At 60.3% G+C, this 16,759-nt stretch carries 13 protein-coding genes; all 13 read right to left on the reverse strand.

Annotation, left to right across the window (positions count from 1 at the left end):
• Positions 1-3: 3 nt before the first annotated feature.
• The gene (gene pstA / locus QC815_RS11490; protein WP_230448283.1) at positions 4-1,170 is read right to left on the reverse strand and encodes a phosphate ABC transporter permease PstA; all 1,167 of its coding nucleotides are present in this window, start codon (positions 1,168-1,170) and stop codon (positions 4-6) included.
• A gap of 18 nt (positions 1,171-1,188) precedes the next feature.
• Complete coding sequence (pstC, locus tag QC815_RS11495) at positions 1,189-2,439, reverse strand: phosphate ABC transporter permease subunit PstC (RefSeq protein WP_230448282.1); 1,251 nt, start codon at positions 2,437-2,439, stop codon at positions 1,189-1,191.
• A gap of 178 nt (positions 2,440-2,617) precedes the next feature.
• Positions 2,618-3,628, reverse strand: coding sequence for a substrate-binding domain-containing protein (locus tag QC815_RS11500; protein ID WP_230448281.1), 1,011 nt, complete (start codon positions 3,626-3,628; stop codon positions 2,618-2,620).
• Between the two features lie 139 nt (positions 3,629-3,767).
• Positions 3,768-4,499 (reverse strand): sulfite exporter TauE/SafE family protein, encoded by a 732-nt coding sequence (locus QC815_RS11505; RefSeq protein ID WP_310540026.1) that lies wholly within the window; start codon positions 4,497-4,499, stop codon positions 3,768-3,770.
• On the reverse strand, positions 4,499-5,692 hold the full coding sequence (locus QC815_RS11510; RefSeq protein WP_230448280.1) for a multidrug effflux MFS transporter: 1,194 nt from the start codon (positions 5,690-5,692) through the stop codon (positions 4,499-4,501). The genes QC815_RS11505 and QC815_RS11510 overlap by 1 nt, the downstream gene beginning before the upstream one ends.
• Before the next feature lie 161 nt (positions 5,693-5,853).
• Positions 5,854-6,369, reverse strand: coding sequence for an STAS domain-containing protein (locus QC815_RS11515; RefSeq protein ID WP_230448279.1), 516 nt, complete (start codon positions 6,367-6,369; stop codon positions 5,854-5,856).
• Complete coding sequence (locus QC815_RS11520) at positions 6,359-7,549, reverse strand: PP2C family protein-serine/threonine phosphatase (protein ID WP_230448278.1); 1,191 nt, start codon at positions 7,547-7,549, stop codon at positions 6,359-6,361. Before QC815_RS11520 ends, QC815_RS11515 begins: the two co-directional genes overlap by 11 nt.
• An 8-nt stretch (positions 7,550-7,557) precedes the next feature.
• Positions 7,558-8,334 carry an MlaA family lipoprotein gene (locus tag QC815_RS11525; RefSeq protein WP_230448277.1) on the reverse strand — a complete coding sequence of 259 codons (777 nt, stop codon included), beginning with the start codon at positions 8,332-8,334 and terminating at the stop codon, positions 7,558-7,560.
• A 42-nt stretch (positions 8,335-8,376) separates the two neighbouring features.
• Positions 8,377-9,498 (reverse strand): beta-ketoacyl-ACP synthase III, encoded by a 1,122-nt coding sequence (locus tag QC815_RS11530; protein ID WP_230448276.1) that lies wholly within the window; start codon positions 9,496-9,498, stop codon positions 8,377-8,379.
• Positions 9,499-9,593: 95 nt separating this feature from the next.
• The gene (gene hrpA, locus QC815_RS11535) at positions 9,594-13,505 is read right to left on the reverse strand and encodes an ATP-dependent RNA helicase HrpA (protein WP_422828720.1); all 3,912 of its coding nucleotides are present in this window, start codon (positions 13,503-13,505) and stop codon (positions 9,594-9,596) included.
• Positions 13,506-13,703: 198 nt separating this feature from the next.
• Entirely contained in the window at positions 13,704-15,380 is a 1,677-nt protein-coding gene (locus tag QC815_RS11540; protein WP_230448275.1) for an AMP-binding protein, read from the reverse strand.
• Between the two features lie 141 nt (positions 15,381-15,521).
• Positions 15,522-16,307 carry a class II glutamine amidotransferase gene (locus QC815_RS11545; RefSeq protein WP_230448274.1) on the reverse strand — a complete coding sequence of 262 codons (786 nt, stop codon included), beginning with the start codon at positions 16,305-16,307 and terminating at the stop codon, positions 15,522-15,524.
• A gap of 20 nt (positions 16,308-16,327) precedes the next feature.
• On the reverse strand, positions 16,328-16,753 hold the full coding sequence (locus tag QC815_RS11550) for a hypothetical protein (RefSeq protein WP_230448273.1): 426 nt from the start codon (positions 16,751-16,753) through the stop codon (positions 16,328-16,330).
• Positions 16,754-16,759 lie beyond the last annotated feature (6 nt).

The raw sequence follows: 16,759 nt of genomic DNA on the forward strand, positions 1-16,759 counted from the left end.
GGGTTACCAGCGACGCTCGAATTTCTTGCGCAATAACACGGCAAAAGCGTTGAGGGAGATGAGCACTGCCAGAAGAACCAGAATCCCCCCAGCAGTTTTTTCCACAAACGCCGCCTCGGGCTCACCGGCCCAAGTAAAAATCTGCGCAGGCATGACCGTTGCCGCTTCGGTGAACGACGCGCCCACATCGGGGATAAACGCCACCATCCCCACGATGATCAACGGGGCGGTTTCCCCCATGGCTTGCGCCAGACCAATGATTGAACCCGTCATGATACCCGGCATGGCAAGCGGCAATACGTGGTCGCGCACCACCTGCCAGCGCGAGCAGCCGACGCCAAAGGCAGCGTGACGTATCGAATCCGGGACGCTGCGCAATGCCGCACGGGTCGAGATAATGATCACCGGCAGCGTCATCAACGCAAGCGTCATGCCGCCCGCCAACGGCGAGGAACGCGGCACGCCAAAGAAGTTGATAAAAATCGCCAGCCCCAAGAGACCGAACAGGATCGAGGGAATCGCCGCCAGGTTGTTGATGTTGATTTCAATCGCCTGGGTAAAGCGGTTGTCCGGCGCGAACTCTTCAAGATACACCGCCGTCATGACGCCAATCGGAAAAGAAATCGCCAGGGTGACGATCATGGTCATGATGGTACCCACGACGGCCGCCAATATACCGGCGCTCTCGGAGGTCTTGGAATCGCCTTCGGTAAAGAAGGTGCTATTGAAAGCCAGCTCGACCTGTCCCGCCTCAACGCGCGCGTCAACGGCGGCGCGTTCCTCTTCGCTCAGACTATTACGGTTCCCCTTGAGGTACTGGTCAACCTCGCCGTTGGCCAACAGCCACCGCTGCTCGGACGTGCCTAGCAAATCTTCGTTATTACGCATTTGCAGCGGGATGCTGCGGATCTCGGTACGGCTGACGATCGGCACCAGATCGTCCGCGATGGCCTGGCGTGCGTCGCTGGCCGCTTCCTCGGTGTAGTTGATCTCGGTATTCACATACGCTTGCTGAAAAGCGGGCAGGCCCTTGTTGAGCATATCGGCGAAAAACAGCAGCAAAAATAGACCTGCCAGGCCGAGGGCACCCATGGACACCCACTTCAGGCGGGCGGACTTGCGGTGACGCCGCTTGAGCTGCTGGCTGATCTCGTCAAAAGAGTGGCTCATTGAATCGGTTCCTCGGCGTTACAGGTTATTCACGCGGTATTTTTCACGGAAACGGCGGATCATCAGCACCGAAACCAGGTTGAGCGTCAGCGTGACGGCAAACAGCACCAGGCCAAGCGCAAAAGCAGACAGGGTTTCAGCGCTTTCAAACTCCTGATCCCCGGTCAGCGCGGCAACGATACGCACCGTCACGGTGGTCATGTCTTCCAGGGGATTGGCGGTCAGGTTGGGGCGCATACCCGCCGCCATCACCACGATCATGGTTTCCCCCATGGCCCGTGATACACCCAGAAGCGACGCTGAAATGATCCCGGGTAACGCCGCCGGTATCACTACGTCGCGAATGGTTTCGCCCTTGGTCATGCCCAGCGCCAGCGACCCTTGGCGCATGGTATCGGGCACCGAATTGATCACGTCATCCGACAGCGATGAGATAAACGGTATAATCATGATGCCCATGACGATGCCCGGTGCCAGCGCATTGTTATAGGAGGCATCCAGGCCCAAAAAGCCGGCAACATTGACAATGATGGGTGCCACGGTGATGGCTGCAAAGAAGCCGTATACCACGGTAGGAATACCGGCCAGTATCTCCAGAACGGGCTTAGCCACGGTTCGTACTTTCTGCGGCGCGTATTCGGACATGTAAATCGCCGAGAGCAGTCCCACCGGCACCGCCACCAGCATGGCAACGGCGGTAATCATGAAGGTACCAGCAAACAGCGGCACCGAACCGAACTGCGCACCGCTGCCGTCACCGCGCCCGGCAGATGCCAGGAAGCTGTCGCCCGGGCTCCAGGTCGTCCCGGTGATGAACTCCCAGAAGCTATGCATCTGGAAGAAGCGAATGGCCTCGGAGATGATTGAGAACAGGATGCCGAAGGTGGTAAAGATCGAAATCAGGGCCGCTGACGCCAGCGCCATTCTGATTGCACGTTCTATCGCCTGTCGGGCGTGAAAATTGGGCCGCACTTGCGCTATTCCCACCACCAGCCCGGCAGCGGCAACCACAAGGCTTGCAGCGAGAAGATAAAACGTTGGGATATCTGCCCCCAGCAGCAGCATGACAAAGGCGCCGACGGCCCCCACCAATATGGCGGGGCCCGCAGTGGACAGCACGGCAAACCAGGCATACTGATCGGGTTGAGCAAACATCTTACCCCCTCCGCTGCGCACCCGTGCAGCCTTGGTGCGGCCGACAAAAAAGGCCACGAGCCCCAATAGCAAGAGCACAGTGCAAAAGAGTAAAACTAGCTGATTGGTTTGCATCTAATCTCTCTCGCGTTCCTGATGAAATCGGTTTGGGGAGTACTTTGCAGCAAAAACATTACAGCAATGTGACAGACGCCCAATCCACAAGCTGGCAGTGCAGCGACAATCGCAAAGCAAAAGGCCGACAGCTTACGCTGTCGGCCATTGCCTTATTATCGGGCGTTATCTCTGTTATTTACTGCAGATCAGAGAGTTCCATCTGTGCACGGTCGGCCACCTTCTGACGCCACTCTGCACGCTCTTCTTCCGGCAGCACGATCAGGCCGATATCACGCAGGTAGCCGTCGCTGCCAATCATCTGCTCTTCCATGAACATTTCCGCGTATTCGTACATGGGCGGTACTTCGTCAGCGTGCTGGTTCTTGACGTAGAACCACAGCGAACGAGCGACCGGGTACTCGCCTTCACTGATAGATTCCGGCTCAGGCTCAACACCATTGATCGTTGCCGCATTCAGCGTGTTGGTATTTTCTTCGAGGAAGGAGTAGCCGAAGATACCCAAAGCACCGGTGTCTTCCTGCAGACGCTGAACGATCAGGTTGTCGTTCTCACCGGCGTCGATGTAAACACCGTCAGAACGGATATCGGTGTAGGCTTCGCCGTACGCGTCCATGTCTTCGGAGGCGGTTTCCATCACCAGCTCTTCGAAGGCATCACGAGTACCCGAGGTGGTGGGCGGTCCGTAAATGGAGATCTCGCGATCCGGCAGCGAGGAATCGATCTCGCTCCAGTTGGTGTAGGGGTTGTCTACCAGCTCGCCGTCCTGGGGCACCTGCGCCGCCACGGCCATGAAGATTTGTTCAAGCGTCAGATCAAACACATCATTTTCGTTGGACTGACCGAGCACGATACCGTCGGAACCAATCTTGGCTTCTGTGATGTCGGTCACGCCGTTGTCTACGCAACGTTCGAATTCAGACGGCTTCATGCGGCGCGATGCGTTGGTGATGTCCGGCGTACCCTCACCAACTCCGTTACAGAACAGACGCATACCGCCACCAGAACCCGTAGACTCGATGACCGGGGTCGGGTAGTTGGTGACCGCGCCAAACTCTTCGGTCACATAGCTGGCAAACGGATACACAGTGCTGGAACCAACAATGCGGATTTGGTCACGGGCTTGTGCAACACCTGCCACGCTCATCACAGCAGCCGCGAGCACGGTAGTCTTGAGAATACGGTTCATGCGAATTACTCCTGAAGCTGTTAGGGATCTTGCCTTCGCAAGGCTCACTTTGCATCGCTTGGATGACAGCTTCATGACAAGCAATGTCACAACATTATTTTTTTGGTTTTTTATCACAGCCCGAATAACGCTCACCCCATTAAAGCAAAAGCCCCAAGGCTGCCAGCGTACACAACGACAGCGACGCTGCATGGAGCCATTGCTTATCGAGACGATGGGCGACCCTGTCGGCCAACCGGTTGCCCACCAATACTGCAGGCAACAAGGAGAGCGCCACCCCCATGTGCCACCCCCTCACCTGCCCCGCCAGGGCAAGGGTCGCGAGGGTGAGCATCGAGGTAATGATAAAGAACGCGGCCAGATTGCCCCTTAGTCGGTCAGGCGCAAACCCGTGCATCAGCAATACCATCGGCGGCCCGCCGATGGCGGCGACGGTACCAAAGATTCCCGAGAACACCCCGGCGATTAACAGCGATAGTCGATTCACCGGCAGTCGTATACGGCAAAGCGTCACGAGCACCGCAAACAGCACAATGGCGGCAATCAACTTTTCCAGCACCACCATGGGCGCAGCGATCAAAAGCCACAGCCCTAGCGCATTGCCGGGCAAGCGCCCCACCAGTGCCATGCCCATTGCCCCCAGGCGAACCTCGTGCCAGTAGGTGCGGACCATCATCAGCGAGACCGTAAAACCAAACAGCACCAGCACCACGGGGACCAAGCGCGGTTCGATCATCAGCAATAGCGGTGCGCCGATGATTGCCAACCCGAAACCAGTGGCGCGCTGAACGAAAGCCCCCAGCGCCAACACAAGAGCACACCCCACCCAGGTGCTGAGGGGCATGTCCAGCCATGCGGCAACAGCGTCCATCATGCCGACGGCTCGTCCCTCGCCACCGGCGTCAGTAGCCGCACACCGATATTGCCCATTAGCGCGGCGCCCAGCATGGTCAGCACCATCGGCCAGAGGTGTTCGACTTCAAACAAGCCCACCATCGCCCCCGCCAGCGCACCACAGCTGAACTGGATACCGCCCAACAACGCGGTGGCCGTGGCGCTGATATGGCCAAAATGGTCGAGCAGCGAGGAAATGGCATTGGGGGTTATCAGGCCGATCATACCGGTAAAGAGCATCACCAACGGCACCACCACCGCCAGCGTGGCGACGTTGAATGCCGTCGCCGCCACCAGGCCCAGGGCTGCCAACAGCTGCACCGCCAGGCCGAAGCGTAAATTCTGCTGGGGCGTGCGCTTGCGCAACAGGTAAATATTGACCCGGTTGGAGGAAGCGATCATCACCACATTGACGCCAAACACGAACGGATAGACCGCCGGGCTCAGCGAAAAGTAGTCCAGGTAAAGAAACGGCGACGCCGTGACAAAGGCAAAAAGGCCGGCAAACGAGGCCGCGACGGCACAGATGTAGCCCATGCCTTCGCGATGACGCAGCACGCTGGCATAGTTGCGCAGCACCTGGCGCGGCGATGCCGCCGGCAGCGACATGTCCCGGGTTTCAGGCAGGCGCGAGCCGAGCAGCCACAACAGAAAGCCGGCATAAGCGGCGAGAAACACAAAAATCAGCCACCAGTCCGCGATGTACAGCAGCAAACTGCCCACTGCCGGCGCCACCAGGGGTGCCAGCATCATGATCATGGCCATGGTCGACATCACTTTCGCCGCTTCGCGACCGCTGAAACAGTCGCGCACAATGGCCGCCGAATTGACCACGCAGGCGCCGCCGCCCAGCGCCTGCATGAAGCGCAAGACCAGCAGCGTGGTGAGACTGTCGGCTAGCGTAATCATCAAGCTTGCACACAGAAACACGATTAGCCCGCCCATCAGCACGGGTTTACGCCCCAGCCGATCAGATAACGGTCCGAAGCACAGCTGCCCCAGGGCAAAGCCGAACAGGAACACGCTGATCGACAGTTCGGTACGATGGATACTGGCATCAATGGTATCGGCGATGGCCGCCATGGCTGGCAGATAGGCATCGATGGCGAAAGGGGCCAGCGCCGTGTTGGCCGCCACCAGGATGGCGACGCGACGGGGATTAAGTTCCATGTCTCTCCTCGGGGGTGACCACATTCACCTCGGCAACGTAAAGATAGGCCGCTAATTATATGCCTTTTACGCCGCGTTGTCGGCCATGCCTGCCAAGCGAGCCACGTTGCTGAGCCCGATGACCACAAGAGAGATAAAAAGACGACTAGCCGGATGGAACCCTAATGATGCGTGGTCTCTTGAGACTCGAGCATCTCCACCAGCGGCTGAAACTGCTCGCGGTTGTGCTCGTTCATGTGCATCAGTATGCGATGGGCTTCGAGAATGCGCTCGCGCAGACCTTCTTCATCGGCGGGTTCTTCGGGCAGCTCTTCCAGCGCTCGACTCAACCCGACGCTACCCTTCAGCGGCGCCTCCATCAGGGTAAAGAAACGCGCAAAGCCCATCACGTCGAGCATCTGGCGCACGTCCTGATTGTCCACGATGATCGTGGGCGGCTGTTCCAGGCGACCTTTCACGGCCATGGCTACCTTGGCGAGAAAACCGAGCGCGGTGGAGTCGACGTTGGTCGCCTCGCGCAGATCGATCATCACGGCCTGCAGGCCGGGCGTTTCGGCTAGCCGCTGGGCCTGGGTATCCAGGGTGGCACACAGCGTCAGGCGCACGTCGCCACACAGTTTCAATACGAAAACACCGGAGTCGAACGCCGCTTTCAAGCGGCCTTCTTCAATCAGCATGACCAAATCCGCTCACCATCATGATTGTCAGGTCGTCGGGCAGAGCATCGCGGTCGGGTTTAGCCTCATCGTCAACCTGCTGTTCGCTTAACAGAGCATTGTTGCGGGTCAGCCGATCGCGTAGCTGTTCAAGCGTGTCACTCACGCTTACGAGTTGCTCAAGTTCCCTGAGCCGCATGTCGAGCGAATCACCCGGCAGGCACTCCAATACGCCGTCCGAACACAGCCAGAGCCTGAAGTCGGGCGGCAGTTCGCAGCTGAGCGCGGGGTAGTCCACGTCGGGGAATAGACCCACCGGCATGCCTTCTCCCGGCAGCCGGGTAAGCGTGCCCCTCGACGCGATCAGCGGCATCGGCAGCTGTGCACCGAGCGAATAGTGCAGAGTATGCGCTTCATGGTCAATAACGCCAACAAATAACGTGGCGTGTTTGCCAATATCGGTGCCCTGCAGCTCACGATTCATCGCCGTCAGCCACTGCTGGGGAAGCTGCTCGGGCTGGGTGCCGTCCCACTCACTCAGCCAGCGATTGCAGAGATACTTCAACAGCACGGTCACAAAGGCCGATGAGGCCCCGTGACCCGATACATCGGCAAAATAGAACGCGCTGAAACGTTCGTTATAGCGCTGATAATCGAGAAAATCCCCGGACAGGTAAAGCGAGGGGGCAAACCAGTAATCGTAGCGAACCCCGTTGATCAGCTTGGGGCGAGGCGGCAACAGGCGACGCTGGATGTGCCCGCCGCTTTGCTGATCCATGCGCAGCAAGGCCAGATGCGTTTCCAGGCTCTCATTGAGTTCCGCCAAACGCTCGTGATCTCGGGCACGCGCCTTTTCGAGCTCAGCCAGCTCGATGGCCTTGCGGATCATGCGCCGCAGCAGCTCCGCATGACGCAGCGGGTGGACAATATAATCCACCAGGCCGACATCCACCGCCTTGATCAAGTCGGCGTCCTGACGCGAGTCGCTGACCACCAGCGTAGGTAACTGATGCGTCAGCTGCGACCACTGCTGACGGGGCACCGCCCGCGCATGGGCCACGATCAAGGCCGTTTCCGCCGGTAGGTGTGCGATATTGTCGGCGGCATAGACCCACATACCATCGCAGGTAATGGCCTCGGCCAGGGCATCGCGCTCCTTGCCCGACTCGTCGATTACCGCAATAAGCTGCTTAGGCGCCATGGCAAGCCTCAGTCGGCGAAGTCGGTATCATCAAACTCAAATTCATCGGCGGAAAACGGATCGTCGCCCAGTTCGCCGTCGCTGATTTGGAACTGGCGGCGCTGCAGGTAGGCATCACGAATGAACCGGTAGCGATCACCCTGGATCAGCTCTTCCTGGTCAAGCAGGCCCGCCCGCGTGTCCACGATATTCAGCGCCGTCAGGCCAGCCCGCACCGCGTCGTCCTCGACGTAGGTCACCGGGTAAGTCGACATGTCGGCGGGCAGTCCTGAGGTGTCGCGCAGCGTGCTCGGCCCCAATAGCGGCAGCACCAGGTAGCGGGAATCCTGCCAGCCCCAGGTGGCCAGGGTTTGGCCAAAGTCTTCTTCATCGGCTTCGACGGGCATCAGGGAAGCAATATCAAAGAGCCCGCCCAGCCCCATGGTCGAATTGACCAGGAAGCGCGACGTCGAACGCCCGGCGTTGGCTGGCTTGCCCTGTAAAAGGCTATTGAGTGTCGTACGGATCTCGCCCAGGTTGCTGAAAAAATTGCCCACCCCCTGCTGCAGCGGGTCGGGAGTAACTGTGCGGTATCCCGTGGCAACCGGCTTCAACGCATAACGATCGAGCACATCGTTGAAGACGAACACCTTGCGATTGAAGCCTTCCCAGGGATCGACCGGATCGGTCGCCTGGGAGGTTTGTGAGCCGCTACTGGCGCAGCCGGTAAGCACCAGCGCCATGGCCATCAGCGGAAGTCCACTGGCGGTGCGGAGCGTTGACTGACATGTCCCTATCCTAGGCATACTGCATTCCTCTGTTTTGCATTTTACTGTCTGTGGGGCGGCTCATCGACGCCTTACTACCACGCTGCCTGCGCTGTACCCCGCGCCGAACGAACAAATGACGCCCAGATCACCAGCCTCAAAAGACTCGCGGTGCAAGTGAAACGCAATGATGGAGCCTGCCGAGCTGGTATTCGCATAGCGATCAAGAATGATCGGAGCCTGCACTTCGCTGGGATCGTAGCCCAGCACCTTGCGGGCAATCAGGTCATTCATGTGCCGGTTTGCCTGGTGCAACCACAGGCGCTTTAAGTCGCTGCCCTGTAACTCCAGCGAAGCGAGGTGCTGCGCGATCAGCGAGGCGACCATGGGGCATACCTCGCGGAAGACGCGGCGGCCTTCCTGGACGAACAGCTTGTCCATCGCCAGCGGGTCGCTATCGGTCACCCGGTTCAGGAAGCCTGCGTTGTTGCGAATGGCATTGGAATAGACCGTCGCCAGTCGCGTGCCCAGGATCTCATAGGCCTCGCTCGCCGTCGCGCAGGCGGCATGCTCAAGCACGATGGCCGTGCATGCATCGCCAAAGATGAAGTGACTATCGCGATCGGTGAAGTTGAGATGCGCCGAGCAAATCTCCGGATTGACCACCAGGGCACGTTTTACGCTGCCGGCGGCAATGGCGTTGGCGGCCGTTTCAATGGCAAAGGTGGCCGAGCTGCAGGCCACGTTCATGTCAAACCCGTAGCCACCCGCGCCGAGGGCCTGTTGCAGTTCAACCGCCACGGCGGGATAGGCACGCTCCAGGTTGGAACAGGCGACGATCACCAGCTCGATATCGCCGGCCTCGACCTGGGCATTGTCCAATGCTTCACGCGCGGCGCTCAGCGCCATACCACACTGAAGCGATGGCTCGTCGTTGGCCCGCTGCGGCAGCTTGGGACGCATGCGGGTTGGGTCGAGAATGCCATCGGCGTTCAACACATAGCGGCTCTTGATCCCTGACGCTTTTTCAATGAACTCACTGCTTGAGTAGGTCAGCGGTTTGCGCTCTCCCCGCTCGATGGCGTCGGCATTGCGCGCGTTTTCCTGATCCACCCAAGCGTTGAAGGCGGCCACCAGTGACGCGTTATCAATGGCGTGTTCCGGTGTATAAAGTCCTGTGCCGGTAATCACCACGTTTGTCATGCAAATCTCCTTGTCACGGCTGCCTGCGCTCTCACGCCCAACCGCCGCCAATAACCCTACTGTGTGCGTTTAAGGCGCATTTTTCCAGCCTGCGCCTAAACGTTAATTATCTCTTGCCAGCGTTTTTCCAGTCGCTTGACCGACACCGGCATGCGCGTGCCCAGCTGCTGGGCAAATAACGATACGCGAAGCTCCTGCAACCACCAGCCAAACTCGACCAGCGCCGGGTCTTCAACGTGTCCACGACGCTCGTTCTCACGCCGGGTATCAAATTTTTCTTCCATCGCCTGGATATCCTGCATCAGCATCTGGTCGCGGCCCCTTTCACGGGCGGCTTTTTCCAGGCGAATCAGCGCCGCCTCGGTGTAACGTGGGTATTCCGGCAGCCATTCCCCGGCCTGGGCGATAAAGCCCGGGTACACCAGACGCTGCATTTGCGCCTTAACATCGCTGTACACCAGCGCCAGCGCGAAGTTGAGCTTGCCTTTCAGCACCTTGCTGACCGCCAGGTGGCCTTTCAGGGCCGCCTCGATGTGATCCAGCAATTGCTCGGCATGGGGCACCAGGTCGCCCTTGACCGCTGCCAGGCGCTGGCTCAATTCGTCCGCCGAGCGCGGCAACGGTGATTGCGCAACGACCTGGGTGAACACGGCCACCAACAGATCATCGACCAGGGCCTGTTTACTCCCCACATTGGTGAACAGCAAGGCGCACTTCTCCACCCCTGGCAGTACCTTGATCGCCTTGACCTGGGCGGGGCATTGCTGCATTGCCAGACGGGCCACCCCCAACTGATGGGCCGCCTGGGCCTTGGCCGCATGATCGAACAACGTTACCTTGAACGTCTCGGCTTCGCTGACCAATGCCGGGTAGGCTTCAACGCGAATACCCGCCTGCGTGGTAACACGGGAATCCGGCAGCGGCGCCTCGGGCAGTCCTGACAAGGCAGGCGCCTCGCTTACCTGTTCGGCGAGGGCCTGGGCACCGGCCTTGGCCGCCGCTTCAAACTGCGCCTCCAGAGCGCGCAACGAACGCCCCTGGCCAAGCGTCTCTCCGGCATGGTCGACTACCCGGATGTTCATCATCAGGTGATCCGGCAGCGCCTCCAGCCGCCAGTCATCGGGATGCACACGAACGCCCGTGCGCTGGCGGATGAACTCGCCCAGCGCCTCGGTCAACGGCCGTTGATCCGGCACCAGGGTTTCCAGTGCGGCGTCGACCCAGTCGGGGATCGGCACGACCTGGCGCCGGATACTCTTGGGCAGGGCTTTCATCAGGGCGATGCATTTCTCGCGCAGCAGCCCCGGCACCAGCCACTCCAGGGCATACTCGGGAAGCTGAGGCAGCATGGCCGCAGGCACGGTCAGCGTGACACCGTCGTCTTGCGCGTCGGGGTCGAAGTGATAGCTCAACGGATAAGCAACACCGGCCAGGGTCAGGTGATCAGGGTACTGCGCCTGGGTCACGTCACCGGCATCGCGGGCCTTGAGCGTCTCGATGTCAAACTTGAGCAGCTCGGGGTCTGCCTGCTCCGCCTGACGGCGCCAGTGCTCGAACCCCTTGCCGTTGACGATATCGGCAGGGAGGCGTTCGTCGTAAAAGGCAAACAGCGTGTCTTCGTCCACCAGGATGTCGCGGCGGCGAGCGCGATCTTCCAGCGATTCGACTTCTTCGATCAGCGCGCGATTGTGAGCAAAAAACGCGCCCTTGGTATGGAACTCACCTTCCACCAGCCCGCGGCGAATGAACAGCTCCCGCGATTCGGCAGGGGCAATGGGGCCGTAGTGCACACGCCGGCGGGTCACGATGGGCAGCCCGAACAGCGTCACCTGCTCGAATGCCACCACCTGGGCGCGCTTCATTTCCCAATGGGGTTCGCTGTAGCTGCGCTTGACCAGATGCGCCGCCAACGGCTCGATCCATTGCGGGTCGATCCTGGCCACGGTGCGGGCAAACAGCCTGGAAGTCTCTACCATCTCGAACGCCATCAACCACTTGGGGGTCTTTTTTGCCAGCCCCGACCCGGGATGAATCATGAACTTGCGGTTGCGGGCGCCCAGGTATTCGCGGTTTTCCAGCAGCGTGCCCAGATTGGAGAGCAGCCCTGCAAGCAGGGCCTTGTGCAGGGCACCGGAGGTCTTGCGCCGCGCTTGGCGGGCTTGTTCTTCGCTTTCGTCGGCCTGGGCGGGCTTGGGCGCCGGCACCTCGATATCCATGTCACGCAGCAGCTGGCGAAGCTGGCGAAAGGTATCGTGCCACTCGCGCACCCGCAGGTAATTAATGTAATGGTCGCGACACCAGCGACGCAGCTGGTTGCCGGACAGCGCCTCGCGGGCGTTATCGATGCCGTGCCACAGATTCAGCAGCGCCACGAAATCGGAGTCGGGGTCGTGCCAGCGCTGATGGGCCTGGTCGGCGGCCTGGCGTTTGTCCGCCGGGCGGTCGCGGGGATCCTGGATCGCCAGCGCAGAAACAACCACCAGCACGTCGCGCAGACTGCCCTGTTCGCTACCCGCCAGCACCATGCGCGCCAGGCGCGGATCGATCGGCAGGCGGGCGAGCTTACGGCCCAACGGGGTCAGTCGCTGGCGCTCGTCGACCGCGCCAAGTTCAAACAGTAGCCGAAAGCCGTCCTTGACGAAGCGGCTGTCGGGCGGGTCGACAAACGGAAAGTCTTCAATGTCGCCAAGCTTGAGCGCCAGCATGGAGAGAATCACCGACGCCAGGTTGGTGCGCTGAATCTCCGGGTCGGTAAACGCCGGACGCGCCAGAAAGTCGTCCTCGTCGTAGAGACGAATGCAGACGCCTTCGGCAATCCTGCCGCAACGCCCCATCCGCTGATTGGCGCTGGCCTGGCTTACCGGCTCCACCGGCAGGCGCTGGATCTTCGAGCGATAGCTGTAACGACTGATGCGCACCAGCCCCGGATCAATCACGTAGCGAATGCCGGGCACGGTCAACGAGGTTTCGGCAACGTTGGTCGCCAGCACGATACGCCGCCCTCGGTGAGGCGCAAACACCCGGTTCTGTTCGGCATTGGACAGCCGCGCGTAAAGGGGCAGCACCTCGCAGTCGCGCAGTTCCGCGCGCCGCAGCGTGTCGGCCGTTTCGCGAATTTCCCGCTCGCCGGGCAAGAACACCAGCACGTCCCGCGGGCCGTGCTGCCAGCCTTTCTGGCGCTCCAGCGACTCGATTTCCTCGACGGCGTGAAGAATGCCCTCCTGCAGCGTGCGGTCTTCTTCGTCTTCGCCGTCGCGCACCAGTGGCCGATAATGCACCTCCACGGGGTACGTACGGCCCGAGACTTCAACCACCGGCGCGGGGCGCTGGGCGGTACCGAAATGCTTGGCGAAACGCGCGACGTCGATGGTCGCCGATGTGATGATGATCGACAGATCCGGGCGTTTAGGAAGCAAGCGCTTCAGGTAGCCGAGCAGAAAGTCGATGTTGAGACTGCGCTCGTGGGCTTCATCGATAATGATGGTGTCGTAGCGCAGCAGCAGCGGGTCGTGCTGGGTTTCGGCCAGCAGGATCCCGTCGGTCATCAGCTTGACCAGGGTGTTCTCGTTGCTCTGGTCGGTAAAGCGAACCTGATAGCCCACCTGTTCACCGAGCGGTACCGTCAGCTCTTCGGCCAGCCGGGTGGCCACGCTGCGCGCCGCCAGCCGGCGGGGCTGGGTATGGCCGATCAGGCCGCGCCGGCCACGACCCAGCTCAAGACACATCTTGGGTAGCTGGGTGGTTTTCCCCGAACCGGTCTCCCCTGCCACCACGACCACCTGATGGTCGCGCAGCGCTTCAAGGATATCCTCGCGCCGTTCGACCACAGGCAACTCGGGAGGATAGTTCCAGTCGAGCGCCTGGTGCTTGCGCTGGGACAACACCTGCTGAGCCCGGGCCATGTCGGCTTCCAGCTCATCCAGGCCGCGATCGATCGGCTTGCCCTCTTTCAAGCGGCGCGACAACCCCGACAGCCGACGCTCGAGGCGCTGGCCGTCGCGGCGCATGACGCTGTCCAGGGCGGAGGTCAGCGCCTTAAGGCGTTGTGCATCGGAGGTCGGTGCAAGCGGCGTGTCGTTGGTCACAATAGCGTCCGGATCCTGTGGGTACTGTCAGGGTGGTACATAAAAAAATCTGCCCGCTCAACCGAGCGGGCAGACCATTGTAACGCGTTCACCTGGCACACGCATGAATCCCGCTGTCTCTCACGAGGCAGCGTTGTGGCTATCCTCGTCGCGCAGCTGACGGCGCAGCACCTTGCCCACGTTGGTTTTAGGCAGCTCATCGCGGAACTCGATGACCTTGGGCACCTTGTAGCCGGTAAGTTCACTCTTGCACCAGCGACGCAGCGTCTCGGCATCCAGATCGGGGTTCTTGCTGACCACGAACAGCTTGATGGCCTCCCCCGCTGCCTCGTCGGCAATACCTACCGCGGCGGACTCGATCACGTCGGGGTGGCCCGCCACGACGTCTTCTACTTCGTTGGGGTACACGTTAAACCCGGAGACCAGGATCATGTCCTTCTTGCGGTCGACAATGCGTATGTAGCCATCTTCCTGCAGCACGGCGATGTCGCCGGTGTGGAACCAGCCGTCGGCGTCGATGGAGGTGCGCGTTTCTTCTTCGCGCTGCCAGTAACCTTTCATGACCTGTGGGCCCTGCACGCAAAGCTCGCCGGGCTCGCCCAGGGGCTGATCCTGACCGTCGGCATTCACGACCTTGACGGCGGTGCCCGCCACCGGCTTGCCGATGGTGCCTAGCTGAATGGCGTCGGTGGGGTTGAAGCTGACAATCGGCGAGGTTTCGGTCAGCCCATAGCCTTCGGCGATGGGGCAGCCGGTCACGTCTTCCCAGCGCTTCGCGGACGTCTTGGTCAGCGCCATGCCGCCGGAGATGGTCAAGTGCAGCTTGGAGAAATCGAGCTGCTTGAAATCTTCGCGATTGCACAGGGCGTTAAACAGCGTATTGAGCCCGATGAAGGCGGTAAATGGCATGCCCTTTAACGACTTGATAAAGCCATCCAGATCACGCGGATTGGTGATCAGCACCGAATGATTGCCGGTTTCCATCAGAAACAGGCAGTTCACGGTAAAGGTATAGATGTGATAGACGGGCAGCGGTGCAATCACCAGCTCGTTGCCGTCGGTCAGGTTGCCGCCGATCGCTTCCCGAGCCTGCAGCATGTTGGCAACCAGGTTGCGGTGCGTCAGCATCGCCCCTTTGGGCATGCCGGTGGTGCCACCGGTGTACTGCAGCGCTGCAAGCTCTTCCTGGTCCCGCGTCACCTCGCGATGGCTCAACGCCTGGCCCTTGCTTAACGCATCGCGCAGGCTGACCGACTGAGGCAACGAAAAGCGGGGCACCATTTTCTTGACGTACTTGACCACGCTGTTGATCAACAGGCGCTTGGGGAAATCGTGGAGGTCGGCAAGCTCGGTGACCACGACATGCTTGATGTCAGTCTTGTCGAGCACGCGCTCAAGCTTGTCGGCCATGTTGGCCAGAATCACGATGGCCTTGGCGTTGGCATCCTTGAACTGGTGAGCCATCTCGCGCTCGGTGTATAGCGGGTTGGTGTTGACCACCACCAGGCCGGCGCGCAGCGCACCAAAGACTGCCACGGGAAACTGCAGGACATTGGGCAGTTGAATGGCAATCCGGTCGCCGGGCACCAGGTCGGTCTGATGCTGTAACCAGGCGGCAAAGTTGGCCGAGAGGCGATCCAGGTCATTGAAGCTGAGCGTCTTGCCCATGCAGCTGAACGCCGGCTTGTCTTTGAAACGCTCGACGGCGGCGTGAAAGACATCGGTGACGGCGCCGTACTGTTCCAGCCCTTCAAGCGCGGGACCGCGAAGGATAGGGGCTTCAGCTTGTTCGCTCATGGGCAATCTCCAGTTTCCATGTCGATGTCGTCATCGACCTTGTTGTTGTCGAGTCGCGAAAACCGCAACGATATACGACTGGCCTACCACTGTAAAACGATCGATTGAAACTTACGTTTCAACTTTAGCCCTACCCCTGCGTCAGGCCTGACTCAAGTAACGCGCCTGAATCTCGCCATCCCGCCATACCAGCAGCTCCCCCGGCTGCATGCGGTACCACTGCTCGTTATGGGTCAGCGGCTCGGTGGCGATCACCGACACCACATCCTCGGGTGTCGTGTGCTCGGCAAAGTTGACCGTCAATTCAGCGTCGGAGAGTTCCGCTTCTCCAAAAGGCGCTGCACGGGTTATATGAGCAAGTTTCGTTGAACAGTAGGTATAGAGGTATGTGCCATCCGAAAGCAACAGATTGAATACGCCCAGCTCGCGTAGCTGCTCGCACAGCGCGTGCAGCGTCTTCCAAAACGGGGCCTGTTTGACAGGAGGCGCAGGGAACGCCTGACGCAACTCGCTCATCAACCAGCAGAACGCGTGCTCGCTATCCGTGGTTCCCACCGGGGTATAAAAGCCAAGCGGCAAGGGCTGCCAATCGCTGAGCTGACCGTTATGCGCGTAGCACCATGGTCGCCCCCACATTTCACGGGTAAACGGATGGGTATTGGCCAGGCGAACGCCCCCCACATTGGCCTGGCGGATATGGCTGATCACCACGTTTGACTTGATCGGGTAATCGCAGATGAGACGCGCAATGGGCGAACCCACCGAGGGATGGGGGTCGCGAAATTCGCGGTAGCCGCCCTCTTCGTAAAAGGCGATCCCCCATCCATCGCGATGGGGGCCGGTGCCGCCTCCCCGGTGCAAGAAACCGGCAAAGCTGAAACAGATATCCGTCGGCACGTTGGCGCTCATGCCCAGTAGCTCGCACATTCTGGTGCTCCTGCCGACACTCAGCCGATCACCGGTTCACGACGACGGGTGTCATCGGGATCGTTGGCGGGATGCTCTTCCTCCTGCGGGGCAGCCGTTGCCTTGTAGCGACCCCGCCACCACAATGCCACACCGACAGCGGCGCCGATCAGCACGCCCAGCAGCACGCACAGCAGTCCATTGCGCAACGCGGCCAGATTATTTTCCATAACCCCCACGGCGGCGACCATGGCCGAAGGCGCCCAGCCGGTATAAAACTCGCCCTCTTCGATCAACGGCAACCGAAAGGGCGCCGGCGCCCACATGGCACCACCGATACACCAGGTCAACACCAGGCGCGGCAGCCTGGGCAAGAAGGCAAACGCAAAGTACACCGCCACCAGCACGATCAGTGACAGACCGTAGTAACTCAACCACAACAGTGACATTGAATCAGCAAACAGCATAATACT

Origin of the sequence: Vreelandella gomseomensis (assembly GCF_031451645.1) — a bacterium.
In the GTDB taxonomy this organism is placed as follows: Bacteria; Pseudomonadota; Gammaproteobacteria; order Pseudomonadales; family Halomonadaceae; genus Vreelandella; species Vreelandella gomseomensis.